Source organism: Ferrovum myxofaciens (assembly GCF_013181415.1).
GTDB lineage: Bacteria > Pseudomonadota > Gammaproteobacteria > Burkholderiales > Ferrovaceae > Ferrovum > Ferrovum myxofaciens.
Genome location: NZ_CP053676.1, coordinates 889,211 through 911,739, shown reverse-complemented (window position 1 = coordinate 911,739; position 22,529 = coordinate 889,211). Strand labels below are relative to the sequence as shown.

At 53.0% G+C, this 22,529-nt stretch carries 19 protein-coding genes, 2 tRNA genes, 3 rRNA genes and 1 pseudogene; 11 read left to right on the top strand and 14 right to left on the bottom strand.

Features of this window, described 5'->3' with window-relative positions; genetic code table 11:
* Positions 1 to 38: 38 nt before the first annotated feature.
* Complete coding sequence (locus HO274_RS04430) at positions 39 to 677, bottom strand: DUF1003 domain-containing protein (RefSeq protein WP_273121746.1); 639 nt, start codon at positions 675 to 677, stop codon at positions 39 to 41.
* 75 nt (positions 678 to 752) lie between these two features.
* Positions 753 to 1,457 carry a Crp/Fnr family transcriptional regulator gene (locus tag HO274_RS04425; protein ID WP_062188478.1) on the bottom strand — a complete coding sequence of 235 codons (705 nt, stop codon included), beginning with the start codon at positions 1,455 to 1,457 and terminating at the stop codon, positions 753 to 755.
* 18 nt (positions 1,458 to 1,475) lie between these two features.
* Here HO274_RS04425 and HO274_RS04420 point away from each other — a divergent pair, with 18 nt between their 5' ends.
* Positions 1,476 to 1,631, top strand: a complete 156-nt coding sequence (locus tag HO274_RS04420; protein ID WP_273121743.1) for a hypothetical protein — start codon at positions 1,476 to 1,478, stop codon at positions 1,629 to 1,631.
* Positions 1,632 to 1,645: 14 nt separating this feature from the next.
* Here HO274_RS04420 and arsB read toward each other — a convergent pair whose 3' ends face one another.
* The 5 genes from arsB to HO274_RS04395 form a co-directional block, all read right to left on the bottom strand.
* The gene (gene arsB, locus HO274_RS04415; protein ID WP_273121741.1) at positions 1,646 to 2,668 is read right to left on the bottom strand and encodes an ACR3 family arsenite efflux transporter; all 1,023 of its coding nucleotides are present in this window, start codon (positions 2,666 to 2,668) and stop codon (positions 1,646 to 1,648) included.
* A gap of 31 nt (positions 2,669 to 2,699) precedes the next feature.
* Positions 2,700 to 4,556 carry an arsenical pump-driving ATPase gene (gene arsA, locus HO274_RS04410; protein ID WP_273121739.1) on the bottom strand — a complete coding sequence of 619 codons (1,857 nt, stop codon included), beginning with the start codon at positions 4,554 to 4,556 and terminating at the stop codon, positions 2,700 to 2,702.
* Between the two features lie 14 nt (positions 4,557 to 4,570).
* Positions 4,571 to 4,930 carry an arsenite efflux transporter metallochaperone ArsD gene (arsD, locus tag HO274_RS04405; RefSeq protein ID WP_273121737.1) on the bottom strand — a complete coding sequence of 120 codons (360 nt, stop codon included), beginning with the start codon at positions 4,928 to 4,930 and terminating at the stop codon, positions 4,571 to 4,573.
* Between the two features lie 87 nt (positions 4,931 to 5,017).
* Complete coding sequence (locus tag HO274_RS04400) at positions 5,018 to 5,497, bottom strand: arsenate reductase ArsC (RefSeq protein ID WP_273121735.1); 480 nt, start codon at positions 5,495 to 5,497, stop codon at positions 5,018 to 5,020.
* 3 nt (positions 5,498 to 5,500) lie between these two features.
* Positions 5,501 to 5,857 carry an ArsR/SmtB family transcription factor gene (locus HO274_RS04395; protein WP_273121733.1) on the bottom strand — a complete coding sequence of 119 codons (357 nt, stop codon included), beginning with the start codon at positions 5,855 to 5,857 and terminating at the stop codon, positions 5,501 to 5,503.
* A gap of 146 nt (positions 5,858 to 6,003) precedes the next feature.
* Between HO274_RS04395 and HO274_RS04390 the strand changes: the two genes are divergently transcribed.
* On the top strand, positions 6,004 to 6,468 hold the full coding sequence (locus tag HO274_RS04390; RefSeq protein ID WP_273121731.1) for a hypothetical protein: 465 nt from the start codon (positions 6,004 to 6,006) through the stop codon (positions 6,466 to 6,468).
* Entirely contained in the window at positions 6,455 to 6,898 is a 444-nt protein-coding gene (locus tag HO274_RS04385; RefSeq protein ID WP_273121729.1) for a DUF3293 domain-containing protein, read from the top strand. Before HO274_RS04390 ends, HO274_RS04385 begins: the two co-directional genes overlap by 14 nt.
* A gap of 22 nt (positions 6,899 to 6,920) precedes the next feature.
* On the opposite strand, the gene HO274_RS04380 is transcribed toward HO274_RS04385, so the two are convergent.
* Positions 6,921 to 7,247 carry a hypothetical protein gene (locus tag HO274_RS04380; RefSeq protein ID WP_273121727.1) on the bottom strand — a complete coding sequence of 109 codons (327 nt, stop codon included), beginning with the start codon at positions 7,245 to 7,247 and terminating at the stop codon, positions 6,921 to 6,923.
* Positions 7,240 to 7,527, bottom strand: a complete 288-nt coding sequence (locus HO274_RS04375; RefSeq protein WP_420537389.1) for a BrnT family toxin — start codon at positions 7,525 to 7,527, stop codon at positions 7,240 to 7,242. Before HO274_RS04375 ends, HO274_RS04380 begins: the two co-directional genes overlap by 8 nt.
* A gap of 363 nt (positions 7,528 to 7,890) precedes the next feature.
* Here HO274_RS04375 and HO274_RS04370 point away from each other — a divergent pair.
* The 5 genes from HO274_RS04370 to rrf all read left to right on the top strand — a co-directional run bounded on the left by HO274_RS04370 (position 7,891) and on the right by rrf (position 13,225).
* Positions 7,891 to 7,967, top strand: a tRNA-Met gene (locus tag HO274_RS04370).
* A 146-nt stretch (positions 7,968 to 8,113) separates the two neighbouring features.
* A 16S ribosomal RNA gene (locus tag HO274_RS04365) occupies positions 8,114 to 9,650 on the top strand.
* A 50-nt stretch (positions 9,651 to 9,700) separates the two neighbouring features.
* Positions 9,701 to 9,777 (top strand) — tRNA-Ile (locus tag HO274_RS04360).
* Between the two features lie 229 nt (positions 9,778 to 10,006).
* Positions 10,007 to 13,024: ribosomal RNA gene (locus HO274_RS04355) — 23S ribosomal RNA — on the top strand.
* An 87-nt stretch (positions 13,025 to 13,111) separates the two neighbouring features.
* Positions 13,112 to 13,225: ribosomal RNA gene (rrf, locus tag HO274_RS04350) — 5S ribosomal RNA — on the top strand.
* Together the 16S, 23S and 5S rRNA genes with 2 tRNA genes alongside form the textbook arrangement of a ribosomal RNA operon.
* A gap of 21 nt (positions 13,226 to 13,246) precedes the next feature.
* Here rrf and HO274_RS04340 read toward each other — a convergent pair.
* Positions 13,247 to 14,466 (bottom strand): annotated as a pseudogene (locus HO274_RS04340) (glucose-1-phosphate adenylyltransferase).
* A 469-nt stretch (positions 14,467 to 14,935) separates the two neighbouring features.
* Between HO274_RS04340 and HO274_RS04335 the strand changes: the two are divergent.
* Positions 14,936 to 16,180: an MFS transporter gene (locus HO274_RS04335; protein WP_273122273.1), complete on the top strand. Its 1,245-nt coding sequence runs from the start codon at positions 14,936 to 14,938 to the stop codon at positions 16,178 to 16,180.
* Between the two features lie 56 nt (positions 16,181 to 16,236).
* On the opposite strand, the gene HO274_RS04330 is transcribed toward HO274_RS04335, so the two are convergent.
* From HO274_RS04330 to HO274_RS04320, 3 genes are read right to left on the bottom strand one after another with little or no spacing between them, the layout of a single operon-like run.
* Positions 16,237 to 17,670 (bottom strand): efflux transporter outer membrane subunit, encoded by a 1,434-nt coding sequence (locus HO274_RS04330; RefSeq protein ID WP_273121719.1) that lies wholly within the window; start codon positions 17,668 to 17,670, stop codon positions 16,237 to 16,239.
* A 4-nt stretch (positions 17,671 to 17,674) separates the two neighbouring features.
* Entirely contained in the window at positions 17,675 to 19,192 is a 1,518-nt protein-coding gene (locus tag HO274_RS04325) for a DHA2 family efflux MFS transporter permease subunit (RefSeq protein WP_273121717.1), read from the bottom strand.
* Positions 19,182 to 20,216 carry an HlyD family secretion protein gene (locus tag HO274_RS04320; protein WP_273121716.1) on the bottom strand — a complete coding sequence of 345 codons (1,035 nt, stop codon included), beginning with the start codon at positions 20,214 to 20,216 and terminating at the stop codon, positions 19,182 to 19,184. The genes HO274_RS04325 and HO274_RS04320 overlap by 11 nt, the downstream gene beginning before the upstream one ends.
* 157 nt (positions 20,217 to 20,373) lie before the next feature.
* Between HO274_RS04320 and HO274_RS04315 the strand changes: the two genes are divergently transcribed.
* On the top strand, positions 20,374 to 21,270 hold the full coding sequence (locus HO274_RS04315; protein WP_273121714.1) for a LysR family transcriptional regulator: 897 nt from the start codon (positions 20,374 to 20,376) through the stop codon (positions 21,268 to 21,270).
* A 24-nt stretch (positions 21,271 to 21,294) separates the two neighbouring features.
* On the opposite strand, the gene gstA is transcribed toward HO274_RS04315, so the two are convergent.
* The gene (gene gstA / locus HO274_RS04310; protein WP_273121712.1) at positions 21,295 to 21,900 is read right to left on the bottom strand and encodes a glutathione transferase GstA; all 606 of its coding nucleotides are present in this window, start codon (positions 21,898 to 21,900) and stop codon (positions 21,295 to 21,297) included.
* Positions 21,901 to 22,077: 177 nt separating this feature from the next.
* Between gstA and HO274_RS04305 the strand changes: the two genes are divergently transcribed.
* On the top strand, positions 22,078 to 22,521 hold the full coding sequence (locus HO274_RS04305) for a hypothetical protein (RefSeq protein ID WP_273121710.1): 444 nt from the start codon (positions 22,078 to 22,080) through the stop codon (positions 22,519 to 22,521).
* The last annotated feature ends 8 nt before the right edge of the window (positions 22,522 to 22,529 follow it).

The following is a 22,529-nucleotide window of genomic DNA, read 5'->3' as shown; positions in this document are numbered from 1 at the left end:
TGTACAGTATCGTACAGAGGGCGCTGACGGGAACCCGGTCAGGGTGTTTGCTGGCTGCTGCTCATGTCCTCTTGGGTTTCTGTGCTCTGCTTCAAGCGTTCCTCAGAGTTTCCGCCTTCATCCAGTGCGGCGAGCACCAAATCCGGACTCATGGACTGCTGCAGCGCAACCGCTTCGGGATCATGGCGATTTTTGACATTCGGTAGGTCGCGTCTCAACTCTTCCAGCAGGTCTATCAACTTAGCCGCCTTCTGTTCGGTCAATAGCGTCACTTTCAAGTCCAGATGGGCACGCTGTTCCTCGAGTTTGGCCAGTCGGTTCTGCTTGGTCAGCACCACGGTCATGATAAGCAATGCGCCCAGACCAACGATTCCTTGCAGCCAGAAAAATGGAGGCGGATCAAATGCCGTCAAGCCAAGTTGGTGCAATACAATATTGGAAATTGTCCAGAGCACAACAAAAAGCAGAATAGCTCCCACAAAAACGGGTTGTCCGATGAATAGACTGATACGTTCTAGGACCCGTTGCGAGTGACTGATCTTTTGATCTTCTCGCGTGTAGAACTTCAGAATGGCCTCGATATTCTGGCTGATCTGATCGCGTTCGGATTCGACGGGCATATCCGGCAGGGAATCTTTCGAGCTTTTATCCACCGGAAGGTATCTCAAACCAACCAAACGAACGACTCATGAACTCTCCATCCTTGATCAGGATCACTCCATCCTCTTCTCTGTGCTTGCCAATTCTTCGTTCTATACCATGATACGGTCGTAAGTCGTTTTGTCAGTTTCATAACAGTTGCAGGAAGAGTTCTCCAGACCAATCCGGTCAAGAATCGTGATGTCTCCCCGTTTGTAGCGAATCAACTGATTCAGTTGCAGGGAAGTGGCTGCTTTGGTGACACCCGCTCGGCGTACACCCAGCACATAAGCCAGAAACTCGTGCGTGACATGAAATTCGTCCGAGTGGGCCCTGTCCTGCATCATCAGGAGCCATCGGGCAAGGCGCGTTTCTATCCTGTGGAAGTGGTTGCAGATTACAGTTTGCGTGAGTTGGCTGATCACCACGAAGATGTAGTATTTCAATGCTCGTTGCAAGGCAATATTCTGATCGAGTTCTCGAATGAATGATGAAGCCTGCATGCGCAAAGCCGGACCTGCGCCTTGTACCAAAACTCGCAGGGAACAGAGATCCACGCCCAGTGCCAGGGAAATTCCAAACATGCCTTCGTCTCCGATCAATCCCGTTTCCAGCACATGGTCATCGGTTCGTGCGATCAGAGAAATGAAACTGTGGGTGGGGAAGTAAATGTGGCGAATACGGCTTCCCGGTTCGGCCAAGATCTCACCAAAGGGCAGATCAACTAATTCGCACCCAGACAGCAGTTGTTCTCGGCTTCCGTGGGGTAAGCCTTCCAGTAGACGATTGGTTGAAAGGGAATGATCAACAGGAGGCACAGGTAGGGCTCTCCAAGCATGAGTAAAAATCTGCAAGTTGCCGGAGCAAAAAACTCCCAGATAAATGTCAAGTCTGGGGTGAAACTCAAGGGCAGTCTGTTCTGTATCGTACAGACGCCCCAACAAACTTCCCGATTCTTTGGTACGGGTTTGACGGAAATTCTTCCTTTTTGATCGTTAATAGGTCATCAGGCATGACGTTCATACCATGGCTTGGTTGCATTGACCACGCGTACCACCAGCAGCATCACCGGTACTTCAATCAGCACCCCGATCACGGTGGCCAATGCCGCGCCTGAATGAAAGCCAAACAAACTGATGGCAGCGGCAACGGCCAGTTCGAAAAAATTGGAGGCACCGATCAAGGCAGAGGGGCACGCCACATTGTGTTTCTCACCGACCCACCGGTTGAGTCCATAGGCCAGTGCCGAGTTGAAGAGGACCTGGATCAGGATGGGTACGGCCAGTAGGGCAATGACCAACGGTTGCTTCAAGATGGGTTCACCCTGAAAGGCGAAGAGAAGTACCAGGGTCGCCAGCAAGGCAGTTATCGACCAAGGTCCGATTCTGGTCATGGTCGCGTCGAAGGTGGTCTGACCTTTGGATAAAAGCCACTTGCGCCAGAACTGGGCCAACCCCACGGGGATTACAATGTACAGAACCACCGAGGTGATCAGTGTGTCCCACGGTACAGTAATGGCGGAAATGCCAAGCAGGAAGCCCACCAGCGGGGCAAATGCCACAACCATGATGCAGTCGTTTAAAGCAACCTGCGACAGTGTGAAGAGCGGATCTCCCTGGGTTAGACGACTCCAGACAAATACCATTGCCGTGCAGGGGGCAGCGGCCAGCAGGATCAAGCCGGCAACGTAACTGTCGATCTGGTCGGCTGGCAACAGGGAGGCAAACAGGTGGCGGAGAAAAAGCCAGCCAAGGAATGCCATGGAGAAAGGCTTGACCAGCCAGTTCACGAACAGCGTCACACCGATGCCTCGAACGTGTTGACGGACTTCGTGCAGCGCACCGAAGTCTACCTTGACCAGCATGGGAATGATCATTACCCAGATCAATAGTCCTACTGGGAGATTGACCTGGGCCATCTCCATGCGTCCGATGGCCTGGAACAGGCTGGGCTGAATTTGTCCCAGGGCAATACCGGCAAAGATGCAGAGAAAAACCCACACCGTCAGATAGCGTTCGAAAATATTCATGGGTATGCCAGCCGATTCTTTTGGTGTGACGTCACATTGAACAGACAAGGGGGTCTCCGGATTTCGGGTTCTGTTGTAGGAGTGGTTCGATTCTGGGCTCTTTGTCGTCCCGCTTAGAGCCTTCGATGCGCTGATTGATCAGTTCCAGCAGAGAATTCACGCCCACCGGTTCATGTTTCATGAGCGGAACGAGGGCGTAGCGCCGGGCATGTTGGGTGGAGACGGCATGAATTTCACCTAACTCGTTATGTGCGCGTTGCCGCAGCAGGTGCGCGCGCGGGTGTGCTGCAGCAATGCTTTGGTTGACTATCCAGGCCCACGGTTCGATGCCTGCACGGCGCAGGTCGGCTTGCAAGTTGGCAGTTTCCAGCACAGGTGTGGTTTCTGCCCAGGTCACCAGCAGTACCTTTGTTTGCTTCGGGTTTTGCAATTGCATCATCGGCGTCGTGACGTGATGGCCGGTATTCCTCCCTTGCCGAGTGACTTCGCGGTGATAGGCACCGGTTGCATCCAGCAACAGTAGTGTGTGGCCTGTGGGGGCAGTATCCATGACCACAAATCGCTTATCTGCTTCTCCGATGATCCGGGAGAAGGCCTGGAATACGGCAATTTCTTCAGTGCAGGGAGAACGCAAGTCCTCTTCCAGCAGGGCACGACCTTCAGCATCGAGTTGGGCACCCTGAGTGTCCATTACATGCTTTCGATGGCGTTCCTTTTCTTCGGTGGGGTCGATGCGACTGACGGTCAGATGGGCCAGCGATTCTTCCAGCGTGTGAGTCAGATGGGCGGCAGGGTCAGAGGTGGTCAAATGAACGGACAACCCCTTGCGTGCCAACCCCACAGCCACCGCCGCCGCCAACGTAGTTTTGCCTACCCCGCCTTTGCCCATCAGCAGGATCAATCCAGGGCCGTCAGTGGATATCTGATCAATCAGGTCGGAGAGGTTGTTGGGGGTATCCCCTGACTCAAATAATTCCACCTCGCCCGAAGGGGCGGGCTCGGGGTGGTGGGTGAAAAAATGCCGCAAGGCATCCAGTCCCACCAGGTTGAAGGGCTTGAGTTCGACGTAAGCGCGTGGCAAGGCTTTGAGGATGTCCGGGAGGGTCGCAAGCGCCGCTTGTTCTCGCCGATGGATGGCTGCAGCCAGTTCATCGCAGGGAAGGGGGGGAGAGGGGAGCAGCCCGTTGATGACGAGGTACTGTTGGGACAACCCGAGGGAAAACAGTTCTTCGGAGGTGCGTGCAGCCTCGCGTAGCGAGGCACGTTGTGCACGGGTTACCAGAACCAGGCGCGTGCGTGCGGGATCAGTCAACGCTCTGACGACGGCCTGGTATTCCGTGCGTTGTTTTTCCAGTCCGGCCAAGGGCCCCAGGCAGGATGCATCGCCCTTCCCCGTTTCGAGGAAACGACTCCATGCCCCAGGCAGTTGAAGCAAACGCAGGGTATGGCCGGTGGGAGCCGTATCGAAAACGATGTGTTCATAATCGGCGGTCATGGCAGAGTCCACCAGCAGTGCAGTGAACTCATCAAATGCGGCAATTTCTGTGGTACAGGCCCCCGAAAGTTGTTCCGCGATGGCATTCAGCACTGGTTCGGGCAACACACCACGTACCGGACCGAGGATGCGTTCCCGGAAAGTCTGGGCCGCTGCCAGCGGATCAATTTCGAGTGCGGCCAGATTGGGGACCGCAGGAATGGTTGTGATACGGTGGCCGATGCTGACTCCGAATACCTGTCCCACGTTCGAGGCGGGGTCCGTGCTCACCAGCAGTATGGATTTTCCTTCGGTGGCCAGTTGGAGGGCGGTGGCGCAGGCCATCGAAGTCTTGCCCACTCCGCCTTTTCCTGTAAAGAAAAGGAAGCGTGGTGGACGGTCAAGGAACTGCATGGCTATTCCCGGGTTCAGCAGCAGCCACTGTCGGAACAGCAAGCGACGTCAATTTTTGGGGGGAGGGTTTTGGCGATGCCTGCCCAGCGTGCCAACTCGATCCGGGTGGGGTAGCGACCTGCCAAAGCCACCTCACCGGCCACCAGAATCAGGGGCAAAGCTTCGGGACCCGAGCGTTCCAGGAAGGCTTTGACGGTGGCGTTTTCAGCAAAAGCAAGGGGTTGCTGAGCAAGATTCATGCGCTCGATCTGTGCGCCGTTCTTTATGGCCCAGTCCACGTCTGCGGCGAAAGTCACCAGTGCTTGATCGACTTGAACACCACAAACGCCCGTGCTGCAACACAGAACTGGATCAAAAATATGAATCTTGGTCATGGGGTTTCCTCTCGGAAGTGGTTTTAAATGAGTTCATGAGGCGGCGGCGGTTGCTGTTGAAACAGATTCTTGAAGTTGAGAAGAAAGTCAGGGGATCAAGGTACCGATGCGGTCAAGTTCGGCCTTGAGTTTCGTCTTGTCCCGTTGCAGTTCAGCCAACGGTAACGCCAAAAATGTTTCGATGCGCAAACGTAAAATGCGGTAGGCCGTCATAAATGCAGCGTCGATTTCTTCATCGCTTCCGGTTGCGTGGGCAGGGTCTTCAACGCCCCAGTGGGTGCGCAGCACAGGGCCGAGGTAAGCCGGACAGGTTTCTCCTGCGGCGCTGGAACATACGGTGATCACGATATCCGGTGGGGTCGGTAGATCGTTCCATGACTTGCTGTGATACCCCGCAGCAGAGATGCCCAGACGGGCGAGTAAAGCCAAGGAGCGTGGGTGGATTTGTCCGGTGGGCCGGCTGCCAGCGCTCATGGCTTTCCAACCGGCGGGGGCCAGGTGGTTGAAGGTGGCTTCGGCTAGGATCGAGCGGCAGGAGTTGCCCGTACAGAGGAAGAGAACATTCATCGGTCAGAACTCGCGAGCGTTGAAGAAAAGAACGGAAGAAGGGGGAGCAGCGCACTGGGGCAGACATTGCTCGGGATGGCCGGCACAACACTCTTCGGTCAGATAGGCAATCAGGTCCAGCATCAGTGGGATATTGGCCTGGTAGCGCTGAAATCGTCCCTCTTGCGCCACGGTGAGTAGTCCTGCCTGTGTCAGCGCCTTGAGATGGAAGGACAGATTGGTGGGAGGAATGTGGAGTGTTGAAGCGATTTCGCCCGCGACCATGCCTTCCCTGCCTTTTTTGACGAGCAGTCGATACACGTCCAGACGCAGGCCGGAAGAGAGTGACTCGAAAATCTTGGTGGCTGTCTTTTGTTCCATGATTCAATCATACAACACAAGTTGAAATAATGAAATGTTTTTTCAGGAGAGTATCCTCAGAGCGGGCGCGGAACGGATCCCAATGGATACTTTCAATCAAGGGATGTTGTAGAATCGAAAAACCTTGACTTAATATATGGATGATCATGAGACAGCCTATCAAACAGGCCATACAGGTGGCCGGGATTCTCTGGGGAACCCTGTGGATCAGTACGCCGGCATCTGCTTTCGAGTTGGGCGAACCAGGGTATTACGGTCCCGTTGTCGTGGGACCTGGCCCGGCCCCTCAATTGATTTCCCCTCAACCGGTCTGGGTTGCCCCGACACCCTATGGCGTTGCACCGCCTCCGCCCCTTTATTTGCGCGTTCCTCCCCGGGTGTGGCGTCATTGGCCTAATTTTTGTGTTCAGTATGCCGCCTGTGGGCGACCGGTCTATTTCGTCAGGAATTCCTGGTATCTCGGTGCCTTTGTTCCCTATTATCGTTTGCACCCCGAGTTCTGGCATCGGGAGGGTGGACCCTGGATGCGTGAAGGTCATCCAGAAGGAGAGCGCTGGCGCGAGGGTGACCGTGGGCGCTGGAGAGAGGGGGGAGACCATGAGCATCACTGAGTCGACGACCACCATCTCTCCGGAACTTCTGGCGATTTATCGAAGCAGTGATTACCGGGTGACGGAGGAGGAGGGAAGGGGTTTTGTGATGCATATTGATGAGCCTTCTTCCATGCTCGGTGCATTGATGGAGCGACACGGTGCGCGCAGCGCCGTGTTTGTCAGTGCTTATAATCCGGCCAGCGAACCCCGTACCGAAGCAGAAAACCAGGGGGCTCAGGCGCGTCTGGAACAGGAGATCCGTGCGCAGGGATATCGGATATTCCAGGGAGTGGGAGAAGATCCGGACGGGGGGTGCTCAGGAGAACCCTGTCTTCTGGTTCTTGACTGGCCCCGTGAAAAAGTTTTGGCCCTGGGTCAGGCCTACGGTCAGAATGCGCTGTTATGGGCGGGTACGGATGCAGTGCCGCGCCTGGTCCTGACTCGCTGAACAAAATATTCCCCGAACGGAACTAACCGGCGCGCACAACTTTTCCGCGCGTACGAGTTGATGGTCGGGTTAGACCAGGTGCGATCTCTACAAGCCGACCAGTGACAAATTTGTGAAGTACACTGGACATTAGCGTTTGGTAAGGAATGGCTTCTTCAGCGGCCTTTGCTTGAATATCTTCGAGATCACGGGAAGAAATGCGAATATTTACGCGTTTATTCTTGGTAAGTGATGCCGATGCCATAGCGGAAAAGTGCGCAATTTCTTCATTCAGATTGGGGGCGGATTGCCACTCTCCCCTTTCAAAGGAAGCAAGAATTTCTTCTTCAAGTAAATTTTCTTTATCCATTTGAACTTTCCTCAGTTAAATAAAGACGGGTAGCCTTCCTGCTCGGAATGATCGTTTTCAGGAAGACCTCGCTTCCGTTTTCCACAAACGGCACCAAATAGGCATAGTTGCGAATACGAACCACAAGAAGACGTTGATTCGGATACTGCTCTTTATTCGGGTGGTCTCGAATATCAAGAAGGCCACCATGCGACATGGCTGATAGAACTTCTTCAAAGGAAACACCGCGTTCTGCCTTGAGAAGAATGTTTTTCTTTGTATTCCAGTTCACGGGTTTCATGCCTTTCATGATACACCTGTGTGCTTTATGGCATCAAGCCGTTTAACGTGAAGCCAAGGGACATAGTGCTTTTGTGCGCCGTGGTAGTGCGCAACTCCATTAATTCGAGTCTGTGACTGTTCTCACGGCAGATACCCCACCTATGCCTACGTTGGTGACCAGTGGCTTTCGGGTAGCGATTTTGCAATATTGACCAACTCTTTCGATTTTTCAAAAAAATGAAAAAATAATATTAGCAATTATTTTCAAATGGTTAAAACGTTTTCGAAGCGATTTTTCAAGAAGGTTCTGAGACAGGATGGCGCAAAGAATTTGACAGACCCGAAAACAATCTGTAAAGTAGCGAACTCTACTCAAGACGGACGCGGGGTGGAGCAGTCTGGCAGCTCGTCGGGCTCATAACCCGAAGGTCGTAGGTTCAAATCCTACCCCCGCAACCAGAAAGAGATTGTTCATTAAAAATTTGATACCGATAGGTGTGGGTACTACAAGGGAGTAATAAATTGTAGTGCTCACGAAGAAATAACCGTTAGGTTACTTTGAGTGGGGTGATGGTGCAGAGATGTGCTGTTACAAAAGAGGATTTGAACTGAAGAGTTTGATCCTGGCTCAGATTGAACGCTGGCGGCATGCTTTACACATGCAAGTCGAACGGCAGCACGGGGGCAACCCTGGTGGCGAGTGGCGAACGGGTGAGTAATGCATCGGAACGTATCCTTGAGTGGGGGATAACGCAGCGAAAGTTGTGCTAATACCGCATAAGCTCTGAGGAGGAAAGCGGGGGACCGAAAGGCCTCGCGCTGAAGGAGCGGCCGATGTCCGATTAGCTAGTTGGTGAGGTAAAGGCTTACCAAGGCGACGATCGGTAGCTGGTCTGAGAGGATGATCAGCCACACTGGGACTGAGACACGGCCCAGACTCCTACGGGAGGCAGCAGTGGGGAATTTTGGACAATGGGGGAAACCCTGATCCAGCCATGCCGCGTGAGTGAAGAAGGCCTTCGGGTTGTAAAGCTCTTTCGTGAGGGAAGAAAAGGTTCAGGCGAATAACCTGGATTGATGACGGTACCTCAAGAAGAAGCACCGGCTAACTACGTGCCAGCAGCCGCGGTAATACGTAGGGTGCGAGCGTTAATCGGAATTACTGGGCGTAAAGCGTGCGCAGGTGGTTTGTTAAGTCAGATGTGAAAGCCCCGAGCTTAACTTGGGAACTGCGTTTGAAACTGGCAAGCTAGAGTCTGTCAGAGGGGGGTAGAATTCCACGTGTAGCAGTGAAATGCGTAGAGATGTGGAGGAATACCAATGGCGAAGGCAGCCCCCTGGGATAAGACTGACGCTCATGCACGAAAGCGTGGGGAGCAAACAGGATTAGATACCCTGGTAGTCCACGCCCTAAACGATGTCAACTGGTTGTTGGGCAACTTGATTGTTCAGTAACGAAGCTAACGCGAGAAGTTGACCGCCTGGGGAGTACGGTCGCAAGATTAAAACTCAAAGGAATTGACGGGGACCCGCACAAGCGGTGGATGATGTGGATTAATTCGATGCAACGCGAAAAACCTTACCTACCCTTGACATGTACGGAAGTCTGCTGAGAGGTGGATGTGCCTGAAAGGGAACCGTAACACAGGTGCTGCATGGCTGTCGTCAGCTCGTGTCGTGAGATGTTGGGTTAAGTCCCGCAACGAGCGCAACCCTTGCTATTAATTGCCATCATTAAGTTGGGCACTTTAATAGGACTGCTGGTGATAAACCGGAGGAAGGTGGGGATGACGTCAAGTCCTCATGGCCCTTATGGGTAGGGCTTCACACGTCATACAATGGCCGGTACAGAGGGATGCCAACCCGCGAGGGGGAGCCAATCTCAGAAAGCCGGTCGTAGTCCGGATTGTTCTCTGCAACTCGAGAGCATGAAGTCGGAATCGCTAGTAATCGCGGATCAGCATGTCGCGGTGAATACGTTCCCGGGTCTTGTACACACCGCCCGTCACACCATGGGAGTGGGTGATACCAGAAGTAGGCAGTCTAACCGCAAGGGGGGCGCTTACCACGGTATGATTCATGACTGGGGTGAAGTCGTAACAAGGTAGCCGTAGGGGAACCTGCGGCTGGATCACCTCCTTTAAGATCCCTTAGTTAGTACCCACACCTATCGGTAGTATGAATGCCAACGCGGGTCTGTAGCTCAGTTGGTTAGAGCACACGCTTGATAAGCGTGGGGTCGGTGGTTCAAATCCACCCAGACCCACCAATCTGTGGGCATTCTACGTTCTTTAACAAACTGGATGAAGTAAAGGATTTGACTGCTACGAAGGGGAGAGGGCTGGTCGCGAGACTGGTTTAATTTCAAGAAAGCGTAGTGGTCAGATACTGGGTTAGATTGTATTGACACCTTCTTTGAGAGAGGGAGGTGAGATAAACACGAGCTTATAGCATTTGGTACTTTACGAGGTAGGGATGTGAGGTGCTTGAGGTTATAGGATCAAGTGAATAAGTGCATGTGGTGGATGCCTTGGCGATTACAGGCGATGAAGGACGTGGTAGCCTGCGAAAAGTTTCGGGGAGCTGGCAAACGAGCTTTGATCCGAAAATGTCCGAATGGGGAAACCCACCCGCGAGGGTACCCATACCTGAATACATAGGGTATGAGGAGCGAACCTGCCGAACTGAAACATCTAAGTAGGCAGAGGAAAAGAAATCAACCGAGATTCCCGTAGTAGTGGCGAGCGAACTGGGAAGAGCCTGCAACAGATAGCCATTGATTTAGCGGAAAGGCCTGGAAAGGTCTGCCATAGAGGGTGAGAGCCCCGTACGCGAAAGGTGAGTGGTGAGACTGAGGTTGCGATAAGTAGGGCGGGACACGTGAAATCCTGTTTGAAGATGGGGGGACCATCCTCCAAGGCTAAATACTCGTAATCGACCGATAGTGAACTAGTACCGTGAGGGAAAGGCGAAAAGAACCCCGGGAGGGGAGTGAAATAGATCCTGAAACCACATGCATACAAACAGTAGGAGCCCCAGATTTAATGATCTTCGGGTCTTTGGGCGAGCGAAGTGAGCCAAAAGACTATTAGAAGATGAAATATTGATGATCTTCATGGATTTTTGGTCTTTAAAAGGCTAGAGGATCTGGATTAATTTTGAGGGTCATTAGATCTGGGGTGACTGCGTACCTTTTGTATAATGGGTCAGCGACTTACATTCCGTGGCGAGCTTAACCGAATAGGGGAGGCGAAGCGAAAGCGAGTCTGAACAGGGCGTTCAGTCGCGGGGTGTAGACCCGAAACCAGATGAGCTATTCATGGCCAGGTTGAAGGTAGGGTAACACCTGCTGGAGGACCGAACCCACTAGTGTTGAAAAACTAGGGGATGAGCTGTGGATAGGGGTGAAAGGCTTAACAAATCTGGAAATAGCTGGTTCTCTCCGAAAACTATTTAGGTAGTGCCTCACGTATCACTTCTGGGGGTAGAGCACTGTTTTGGCTAGGGGGTCGTTTAGATCTACCAACCCAAGGCAAACTCCGAATACCGGAAAGTGCGAGCGTGGGAGACAGACATCGGGTGCTAACGTCCGGTGTCGAAAGGGAAACAACCCAGACCCTCAGCTAAGGTCCCCAAGACATGGTTAAGTGGAAAACGAGGTGGGAAGGCGAAGACAGTCAGGAAGTTGGCTTAGAAGCAGCCATCCTTTAAAGAAAGCGTAATAGCTCACTGATCGAGTCGTTCTGCGCGGAAGATGTAACGGGGCTCAAACCATGCACCGAAGCTAGGGATATCCGAAAGGATATGGTAGGAGAGCGTTCTGTAGGCCGTTGAAGGTGAGGTGTGAACCTTGCTGGAGGTATCAGAAGTGCGAATGCTGACATGAGTAGCGATAAAGCGGGTGAAAGGCCCGCTCGCCGAAAAGCCCAAGGTTTCCTGCGCAACGTTCATCGACGCAGGGTGAGTCGGCCCCTAAGGCGAGGCTGAGAAGCGTAGCTGATGGGAAATCGGTGAATATTCCGATACCTTGATTCAATGCGAAGGGGGGACGGAGAAGGTTAGGCTAGCCGGGTGTTGGAAGTCCCGGTTTAAGCGTGTAGGCAGATGCTCTAGGCAAATCCGGAGTGTCAATGCTGAGGCGTGATGACGAGGACCTACGGGTCTGAAGTAGTTGATACCCTGCTTCCAAGAAAAGCCTCTAAGCGATAGTTGAATCGAGACCGTACCGCAAACCGACACAGGTGGGCAGGATGAGAATTCTAAGGCGCTTGAGAGAACTCGGGTGAAGGAACTCGGCAAATTAGCACCGTAACTTCGGGAGAAGGTGCGCCCCAATAATGTGAAGGTCTTTACGACCGGAGCAAAAAGGGGTTGCAGTGAAATGGTGGCTGCGACTGTTTAATAAAAACACAGCACTCTGCAAACACGAAAGTGGACGTATAGGGTGTGACGCCTGCCCGGTGCCGGAAGGTTAAGTGATGGGGTGCAAGCTCTTGATCGAAGCCCCGGTAAACGGCGGCCGTAACTATAACGGTCCTAAGGTAGCGAAATTCCTTGTCGGGTAAGTTCCGACCCGCACGAATGGCGTAACGATGGCCACACTGTCTCCACCCGAGACTCAGCGAAGTTGAAGTGTTTGTGAAGATGCAATCTACCCGCTGCTAGACGGAAAGACCCCATGCACCTTTACTGTAGCTTTACATTGGACTTTGATGGGATTTGTGTAGGATAGGTGGGAGGCTGTGAGGGTATGCCGCCAGGTGTACCGGAGCCAACCTTGAAATACCACCCTGATGTCATTGAGGTTCTAACCTAGGTCCATGATCTGGATCGGGGACCGTGTATGGTAGGCAGTTTGACTGGGGCGGTCTCCTCCCAAAGAGTAACGGAGGAGTGCGAAGGTATCCTAGGTACGGTCGGACATCGTACTGATAGTGCAATGGCATAAGGATGCTTAACTGCGAGACTGACAAGTCGAGCAGATGCGAAAGCAGGTCATAGTGATCCGGTGGTTCTGAATGGAAGGGCCATCGCTCAACGGATAAAAGGTACGCTGGGGATAACAGGCTGATTCCTCCCAAGAGTTCATATCGACGGGGGAGTTTGGCACCTCGATGTCGGCTCATCACATCCTGGGGCTGTAGCCGGTCCCAAGGGTATGGCTGTTCGCCATTTAAAGTGGTACGTGAGCTGGGTTTAAAACGTCGTGAGACAGTTTGGTCCCTATCTGCAGTGGGCGTTGGAAGTTTGAGGGGGGCTGCTCCTAGTACGAGAGGACCGGAGTGGACGAACCTCTGGTGTACCGGTTATGACGCCAGTCGTATTGCCGGGTAGCTATGTTCGGAAGAGATAACCGCTGAAAGCATCTAAGCGGGAAACTTGCCTCAAGATAAGACTTCCCTGAGGGCTTGACCCTCCTAAAGGTTCGTTCGAGACCAGGACGTTGATAGGTCGGGTGTGGAAGCGCAGTAATGCGTTAAGCTAACCGATACTAATTGACCGTGAGGCTTGATCCTATAATCGCAGGCATCTGCGAGTTCGTGAAAACAATCAATCCAGTAACTTTACTTCAATCCAGTTTGTGCGTGCCGACGCGTTTTTTGTTTGGCGGCCATAGCGTCTTGGACCCACCCCTTCCCATCCCGAACAGGGACGTGAAACGAGACAGCGCCGATGATAGTGTGGATTACCCATGCGAAAGTAGGTCACCGCCAGACACCCTACCCGTTCCTTCTGCTTCACAGAAGAAACACCAAAAAAAGCACAGTCCCCACGGACCGTGCTTTTTTTTGGCCCGTATCTCTGTGTGTAATTGAACTGAAAGACTTGCCAGAATTCTGGTTGCTCATATGGATATGCTGTCCAAGCATATCTGGTGTTATCAGCGTTACCCCTTTTTCTGTGACATGGAACTGCTTTGCATCTTTGACCGGGTCAAACCTCGCCTCCAGACCGTCTGGAATAACACACTGCTTGTCGATGATTACTTTGTTCAGCTTGACATAGCGTCCGATTTCAACCTTCGGCAGGATCACAGAATCGGTAATTTTTGTGTAGTTATTGACCCTGACATCGGAAAAAAGCAGGGAGTGATGAATCATTGCACCGCTGATGATGCACCCGCCGGAAACCATGGAATCGATTGCAATACCGCGTCGATCCTCGTCATCGAAAATAAATTTTGCAGGAGGAAGCTGTTCCTGATGGGTCCGGATCGCCAGGTCTTGTCATATAGATTGAGGTCAGGAACCACCTTGATCAATTCCATATTGGCTTCCCAATAGGCATCCACTGTCCCTACATCGCGCCAGTAGGCGGGTTTGTCACCCATCCCGACGCAGCTGTCCTCGAAGCGGTGCGCATAAACGCGGTAGCGACTGACGAGGTGTGGAATGATGGTGACCCGATCACCCTCGCCGACCACCATCACGCCGAAGGCGGAGACTTCGGATACAGGCAACTCGTAGCAACCAATCGTCATGTCCGCTTTGGAGTTGACATGGAAAGCGAGCATCTTGCCATAATCCATCTTGTGGATATGGTCCCCAGCGAGGATCACCACGAACTTGGGATCGTAGGAGCACAGGATGTCGATGTTCTGGAAAATCGCATCGGCCGTCCCCTTGTACCATTCTTCCTGGATGCGCTGCTGGGCAGGGAGCAGTTCTACGAACTCATTGAATTCTCCCCTTAAAAATCCCCAACCCCTCTGGATATGCTGGATCAGATTGTGCGCCTTGTACTGCGTCACGACCCCGATCCGCCGTATACCGGAATTGATGCAGTTGGAGAGCGGGAAATCAATGATCCTGTGTTTTCCGCCAAACGGCACCGCCGGTTTTGCACGCCAATCGGTCAACTGTTCCAGTCTGGATCCACGCCCTCCTGCAAGAATCAATGCAACCGTATTCTTGGTCAGTGTACTGATAAAACGCGGGGAAGAAATTTCTGGCTGCATGGATAAAAATCCTGTTCTATTTTTGTGGTTACCGGTAGCGCTTGCGGATTAATTGTAATAATTCTGTCAAGGTCGCCAGATTAAAGGCGCGTGTGGGGTATCGATCCGCGTTTCGATGAGGCATGAGCCCCCGTTGTGAACGGAATGACCTCCTTCCTTAATTTTCCGCTCATTTTCTACCCCTTGGGTGAAACCAGGAAACCTTGGAACTCAGTTTCTTGCTTTGTAATCACATTGAGTTACGGCGTTTGTGCGATACCGTACACTATAAAAAACGATAATCTATACTGATTTTATTGCTAATATTATCCAGTGTACATATTAATAATATTGTACATCTGTCTATGGTAGATTGTTGGTACGCTACGAGTACTATTATCAATACGGTATAAAGAGGGGGGAACGATGAGAGGAAAAGAGTTATTGCGTGTCGATTCATGGGTTACAGAGCCTGTCGCTCTCTTGTCCAATGATTCTTTCCCCTTTTCTTGATCTGACAAAGAAGAGTCTTTTTGGCCGGGATTTTCCTGGAAGGGGCCCTTTCTTTTCTGCCAATTTTCTTGTCGGGGACATTCAGACCGGTATCATGCCCCTTCTGGCCGTCTATTTGCTCCTGTCCGAGCACTGGAAAGCTGTGGCAGTGGGAGAGGTTTTGGCTTTTGGCGGTCTTGTTACTCTCATTGCCCAGCCAATTGCCGGGATCATGGCCGATCAGATCGTGGCCAAAAAAACGTTCTTCCTTGTGCTTGTATCTCTGTTTGCGGCAGGATGTTTTCTCATTTGCGGTTCTAACCCTTCTTTTGGACGCATTCTTTTTTCTCAGGCTCTTATCGGTGTTGCCCAGGCAGGGATTGTTCCAGTTCTGAGTTCGGTCGCCATGGGACTCGTTGGCAATGGGCGTTTTGCCAGTGTGATGGGAAAAGCCCAGGGGACAACCCATGCCGGGTCAGTTTTTGGAGCAGTGGCGGTGCTTTTTTTGACAAGCCAATTTCTTTCGGTGAATATTTTCGTTTTTTATGGAATCTCGGCTCTTGCTGCAGGATTGGTCCTGCTCGGAGTTCCCGGAGACAAGATCGATCCGCTCAGGGCTCGTGAAGCGGAAGGGGTTGATAGAGTTTGTTCGATTCGTCAACTTTTTACTCCTTCCCTGATCTTTTTTCTCTCCCTTATTTTCCTTTTTTTCATCGCGAATACGGCCATGCTTCCTTTGGCTGGAGAGAAACTCTCGGGAATTTCCTCCCTCTCTTCGGGAAGGGTGATGGGCATTCTGGTGCTTACGACACAGGGGGTCATGATCCCATTTTCCCTGCTGGCCCCATCCATTATCCGGCGATTTGGATCACGGATTCTTCTGAGTGCCTTTTGCGTGCTTTTGTCTCTGAGGGGTGGGATCCTTTTTATGGCCACTTCCATGGGAGGTATTTTGCTCGGGCAGGTTCTGGACGGAATGGTGACGGGGGTCCTGTCGGTTCTTCTCCCCGTTCTTGTGTCCGAGTTCGGAAGGGGAACCGGGCGGTTCAACTTGCTGCAGGGAATTTCAGGAACGGTAGTTTCTGCAGGCGGTTCAGTGAGCCAGCTTCTGTCGGGGGAGTCTGTGGGATTATGGGGAAGAGACAGGACCTTTTTGTTGCTTGGCGGGTTGTCCCTGGGCATCTGGATCTTTCATCTGGCCGGGAATCGGTTTGGAGGATTCGCAAAAAAAGAGGCAGAGTGAGAAAATGACCCCGAACCGGGCTGCTGGTTTTTGGTTTTTATAGTCGGTCTGGAGAATTACCGGGTTTTATTACTCAGGGGGGAACCTCCCAAGGCCACAAATAAACGGGTGATATCGAGATACTGCTGAGTTAACGCTTCCTCAAGTTTCAATTGTGTCTGAGCCAGTGTCCGATGGGCTGTTTCAATTTCCAGATCAGAGGTATTGCCAGCAGCACGACTTTTCATGGAGAGGTCCAGCGCAGACTGGCTCGTGTCCACGACAGATTTCATCGCATTGACGGAATCGGCGTCGTTGACCAATGCGGTCAAGGCATCTGCCACCTGGCTGAAGGCTTGAACCACGGTCTGGTGATATTCCGCCAGGGATGCCTGGTACGCATGGAAGGCCCCCTGTTTTTCTGCTTCGAGCATCCCGCCATTGAATAGGGGCATAGAGACCCCTCCCGCCAATGCCCACGCATTTCCTGCGCCTAGAAACAAGTTTGCGGGGGTTAATGCTTCCTGAAGCATATTGGCCGTCAGCATCAGTGCGGGATATTGATTGGCCATCGCCACGCCCAGGGATGCACTGGCCACCTGCAAACTGGCTTCTGCCGCCAGAATATCCGGTCGTTTGCGCAGCAATTCTGAAGGCAGGGCTACCGGCAATGATAGGGGTATTTTCAGGTCGTCAAAAATCAGGGAGGGGGGGTTCCAGTCCGCAGGAGCCTTCCCCACCAAGACCGAAAGTGTGTGCAGATTCGAACTGTACTGCTGTTTGAGCGGCGGCAACAGCGCACGGTCCATCGCCAAACGATGTTGGGCATTCAGAATATCGGTTGGTGTGGCCATCCCCGCCTGATAGGAAGACCGAATTAGGCTCAAAGTTTTTTTATCTGCGTCCAATATGCGCTGGACCGTGGCAATTTCCGCTTTCGTGGCGGCTATCTGGACCGATTGTGTGACTACATTGGCGGTCAGTTCCACATACAGGGCGTCGAGTTGGCGATGCTGATAGGTGGCCAGTGCTTGTTGACGTTCTACGCTGCGTTTTCCCCCGCCAAAAAAATCCGGACTCCAACTCAGGAATGGACCGACTTCATAGTAACTGAAGGGAGGAATCACAAAATTTGAGGGGCCGAACAATGCGACCCCATATTTTTGTCGGCCAGCCAAGGCATTCATGGAGCCTTGGGGCATCAGGCTACCCTGTTGCGCCTTGACGGCCTCTTCTGCCTGCGCCAGAGTTTCTCGGGCTGCCGTCAGATCGTAGTTGTCTTCAAGGGCGCGATGGATCAGGGCACTGAGCGGTGGATAGGAAAATACGCTCCCCCACTCGGATTCGATCTGTTTGCCGAGGACAATGTTTGGTTGCGGCTCTACCCGTTCGGCGGGAGAGGTATAGTGATCGGCTGGCGCGAGTTTGGGGGGGATAAAATCCGGTCCTACGGTGCAGGCGGACAAGCCGACGGCCAGGATCAAAGGAAGCCGGTGGACAGGGAATTTCATGGGGTTATTCCATGAGGGTTTGGGCACTGCCCTGTGGCGCTCTGGAGGCTGGGCGCAACAAGAGCAACAGAGGAATGACCGCAAGTGTCACGATCATCATCAGTTCAAAGTCGTCATTGTAGGCAATCATGGCAGCCTGACGGGTGATTAGGCCATTGATGGCCAGAATACCCGAAGGGTGGGTCGGATCCAGTGCCCCGAAGACCGGTGAATGCAGTGTATACGGTGTGATGTGTTGAGCCAGGGTGGCATGGTTGATCTGCGTATTTCGGGTCAATAGGGTTTGTACGATGGAAATTCCAATGGAACTTCCGATATTGCGCAGCAAGTTGAAAAAAGCCGTTCCTTCATTGCGCAGAGTCTGGGGTAAGGAACTGAACGCCACCGTGGACAGGGGCACATAGGACAGTCCGACGCCAAATCCCTGCAATAGCCCGGTATAAATGATCGGAGTTGCGTCCATCAACAGATCGAAGTGCATCATTTGCCATAGCGAGAGGACGGTCATTCCCAATCCGACCGCCATGATCACCCGGATGTCATATTTTCCGATCAATCTTCCTACCACCATCATGGCCATCATGGTTCCCATTCCCCGAGGTGCCGTCACGAATCCGGTGAGCATGACGGGGTAATTCATTTCATTCTGGAGCAGGGGAGGCACCAGGGCCAAGGTGGCAAACAGGACGACGCCAATGATGAAGATGAAGATATTGGAGGTGAGAAAGTTTTTATCCTTGAATAGGGACACGCTCAGGAAGGGGCGTTCGGCGGTTAGCGTGTGCAGGATGAACAGATAGAAGGAAATGCCGATGATCAGTGCGTACAGATCAATTTCCGGGGAATGGAACCAATCCTTCAACTCTCCCCTGTCCAGAAGCAACTGTAAGGCACCGATCCCCAGACTCAGGGTCAGAAACCCAAAAAAATCAAAGGACCCTGCAATTTTTTTAGTATTGGGCATGAAACTCGACAGGCCTAGATAAGCCAGGATGCCGATGGGCACATTGATATAGAACACCCAGCGCCAACTGTACTGATCTGTCAGCCATCCCCCTAATGCCGGACCCAGAATGGGACCCATGGTGACGCCTACTCCCCAGAGGGCCATGGCTTTGCCATGATTTTCCCGAGGATTGATATCAAACAGGACGGCTTGGGATAACGGCACCAGGGCCGCGCCCGATATGCCTTGCAATAGTCGGAAGAAAACCATTTCAGGCAGGGTGGTGGCCAGCCCACAAAGCGCCGAAGCGAGGGTAAACCCGGTCACTGAAATCAAAAACACCGGCTTGCGTCCAAACCGCTGGGCCAACCAGCCCGTCAGGGGGATCATGATGGCTGCGGCCACGATGTATGAGGTCAGTACCCAGGTCATTGCGTCCTGGGTGGCCGCCAGGGTTCCCTGCATTTTCGGCAGCGCCACATTGGCAATGGTGGAGTCCAGCGCCTGCATGATGGTGGCGGCCATCACCGAGACCGTAATCAGCGGCCGATTGAGCGAAGTTGTCTCAGTGGTCATGACTGATGTCCACCACCACGACGGCACTCAGACCTGCCTGAAGAGGTTGGTCAGAGTCTACATTTTCGAGGCTGATGCGAACGGGCAGACGTTGTACGACCTTGACCCAATTACCGGTGGCATTTTCCGGAGGCAATAATGAAAAACTGGACCCCGTGCCAGGGCTCAGGCTTTGAACGTGCCCATGGAAGATCCGGCCGGGATATGCATCGATTTCCACTGTTCCAGGTTGACCCGGATGCAGGTGGGTCAGGTCTGTTTCCTTGAAATTAGCCTCGATCCACCGATTTTGTCTGGAGACCAGAGCGAACAGCGGGGTCGCCACATTCACGTAGTCACCGACCTGCAACTGTTCCACCTTTGAAACGATCCCCGCCTGAGGGGCCTTCACCACCGTGTAGGATAGATTGAGCAGGGCCCTGTCCAGCACTGCTTGCGCTTGTTGTACCGCCGGGTGATCCTCGATATTCTGGTTGGGATGATAGTTCAGGGCAGCCAGAACATTCTCTCGTTCCTGTTGCGTCCCTTGCAATTTCTGTGTGGCCTGAAGGTAGGCATGTCGGGCCTGGTCCAGTTGCGCCTGAGAAGAAACCCCTTGGGCGACCAGACGCTTTTGTCGATCAAGTTCATTTTCATGATAGGCCAGGGTTTCCTGTGCGGCCGTGACCTCTGCTTGATGTTGCCGATAGGACGCCTTCAACGAACTCACCTGAAGTTTTGCATTGGCCAACCGTGCTCTGGCATCTGCCACGTTCAGCGCAAAATCCCGTTCATCGAGTTTGAATAAAACTTCCCCGGCTTGCACGAACTGATTGTCTTTGACCAGAATTTCGACGACCCGACCGGCCACATTGGCGCTGATGTCCGTACGCGCGACGACGACATAAGCATCGTCCGTGGAAACCCGATTCAGGTTTTTGAAATACAAGAACCCGGCAATCGCCAAGAGGAGCAAGGGTCCTGCCACCAATAAGGGTCTTCGGTATCGCTTGAGCCTATTCTGGCTCACGCTGTCATCGTTCATGGAAAACTCCCGGATCATGCCTTACCAGAACCCGTTCTGGTAAGGATCCTCTTCAGTAAACAGGATGTGCTTCGTTTCATCAGCAGGATAGTCTAGGCCAGTGTATTATCCAGATAAAGGCACATAATCCGAATACACTATGTAGGAATACAATATAATGCGTGGCAATGAATTTGCGGAGTTGAAAGCGTTCATGGCGATCGTCGATCAGGGGAACTTTGCCCGTGCGGCGGCTACCCTGAACATGGCCCCCTCGACCTTGAGTCAAGTGATCCGGACGCTCGAAACTCGTCTTGGGGTCCGTCTATTGCACCGCACGACTCGCCGTCTTTCGGTGACAGAGGCGGGGGAACGACTGCTGGACCGGATCCGCCCTGCCTTCGAGACCCTCCACGCCGCAGTGGAATCCCTCAACGATTTTCGTGATACCCCTATGGGCACCCTGCGCCTTAGCGTATCAACCGTTCCTGCCCAGTGGATTCTGGCCCCATTATTGAGGGAATTTCTGGTTAAATACCCGGCCATTCAACTGGATATTACCGTTGACAATTCCACCAGCGAACTGGTCATGGGACGTTTCGATGCGGGGATTCGCTATGGCCGGCGAATTGCCCACGACATGTTGCAGGTACGGGCCAGTCTACCTTCGCGAATCGTTGCGGTTGCAGCGCCGGACTACCTGGCGCGTTATCCGGCACCTACCCTGCCGCAAGAATTACAAAACCATGCCTGTATTCGTTATCGTTTGGCCAATCAACAGGTGATAGTGTGGGAATTTGAAAAGTCGGCGCAAAAAATTGAAATTGCGGTGGATGGACCCTTGATCGTGAACGATGTCGATCTGATGATCAAGGCGGCAAAAGAGGGGGTCGGAATCGGATATGTGCTGGAGGCCTATATTGCAGAAGATATCCGTAGCGGGCTTTTGGTGCCAATACTGACCGATTGGTCACTCCCCTATCACAGTTATTACCTCTACTACGCGGGGCGACACCAACTGTCCGCACCCTTGAGAGCGTTCATCCAGTTTCTGAAAGATCAGGTTCATGGATGAACGCTCCGGGCACTGTGTTCGGGTTTAACCGTTTTTTTCTGCCTGTTGGGCCGATTGAACCGTGGGGCGGGACTGAATCCGCGCCATATAGGCCTGGAGTTCGGGCCAACGTTCCAGAGAAATGCCCATGGGATGGGCCCATCCCAGGACGGTGAACAAATAGGCATCGGCTACGGTGAATCCGCCGGGCATGAGGTATTCCTGGGTTTTCAGGGTGTCGTTGAGTTGATCGAAGCGCAGTGCCAGGCGATTTTTCTGGAAGTCCTTGACGGTGTCAGGAAAGGTGGGATTGAACAGCGGACTGAATTGCTTGTGCAGTTCCGTGGAAATGAAGTTGAGCCAGGATTGCAGTTGGTAGCGCGGCAGGGTTCCATTGGCGGGAGCCAGACCCGATTCGGGTTTGAGGTCCGCCAGATATTGAACGATGGCCGGGCCTTCGGTGAGTTTCGTTCCATCGTCGAGAATCAGAAGTGGGACATAGCCCTTGGGGTTAATCGCGCAGAAATCGGAACCATCACTCAGTTGCTTGGTGCCCAGGTTGACCCGAACCAGATCAAAGGGCACGCCGAGTTCGCGCAACACGATATGCGGGGAAAGAGAACAGGCACCGGGGCTGAAATAGAGTTTCATGGATCATCCTTGTGAGATCGGAGTAAAATTGGAAGCACTGGGGTACATTGTATGCGTTCGTACGAAATTGACAAGCCCCTGAGCCTTCAAGGTCGCTGAGGTGGGGGGATGGGAACTTTTCGAGTTACATTGAGTCCATGGGTTCTGTAGGCTTTGAGTTTATTTGGGAGGGATTCCATGACAAGTTTGAAACCGATGCGATTGATCTTTCTGGGATTGGGTGTGTGTGGGGTCCTGGGAGCAGTACCTGCGCAAGCAGATCGTGGCTGGGGTTGGGGCTGGGGAATGATGGGGTTGGCAACCGGTGCCCTGGTGGGAGCGGAGTTGGCCAATCCTTATCGCGTTTATCCGTACCCCTACTATCCCGCGCCGGTGGTTTATGCGGCTCCGCCCGTAGTGGTTCAGCAGCAACCCGTGGTTTATTCTTCTCCCCCTCAAGGGCAGCCACCGCAACGGCAATATTCCCAGTCCATGGCACCGCCCCCTCCAGGGGCGAGTCAGCACACGGCCGCCAACAGTTGGTATTACTGCGCTTCTGCCAAGGGCTACTACCCCTATGTGCAGAACTGTCCAGAGCCATGGCGCAGTGTACCCGCCGCGCCTCCAGGGGCTCCGCACTGATCAGCCGG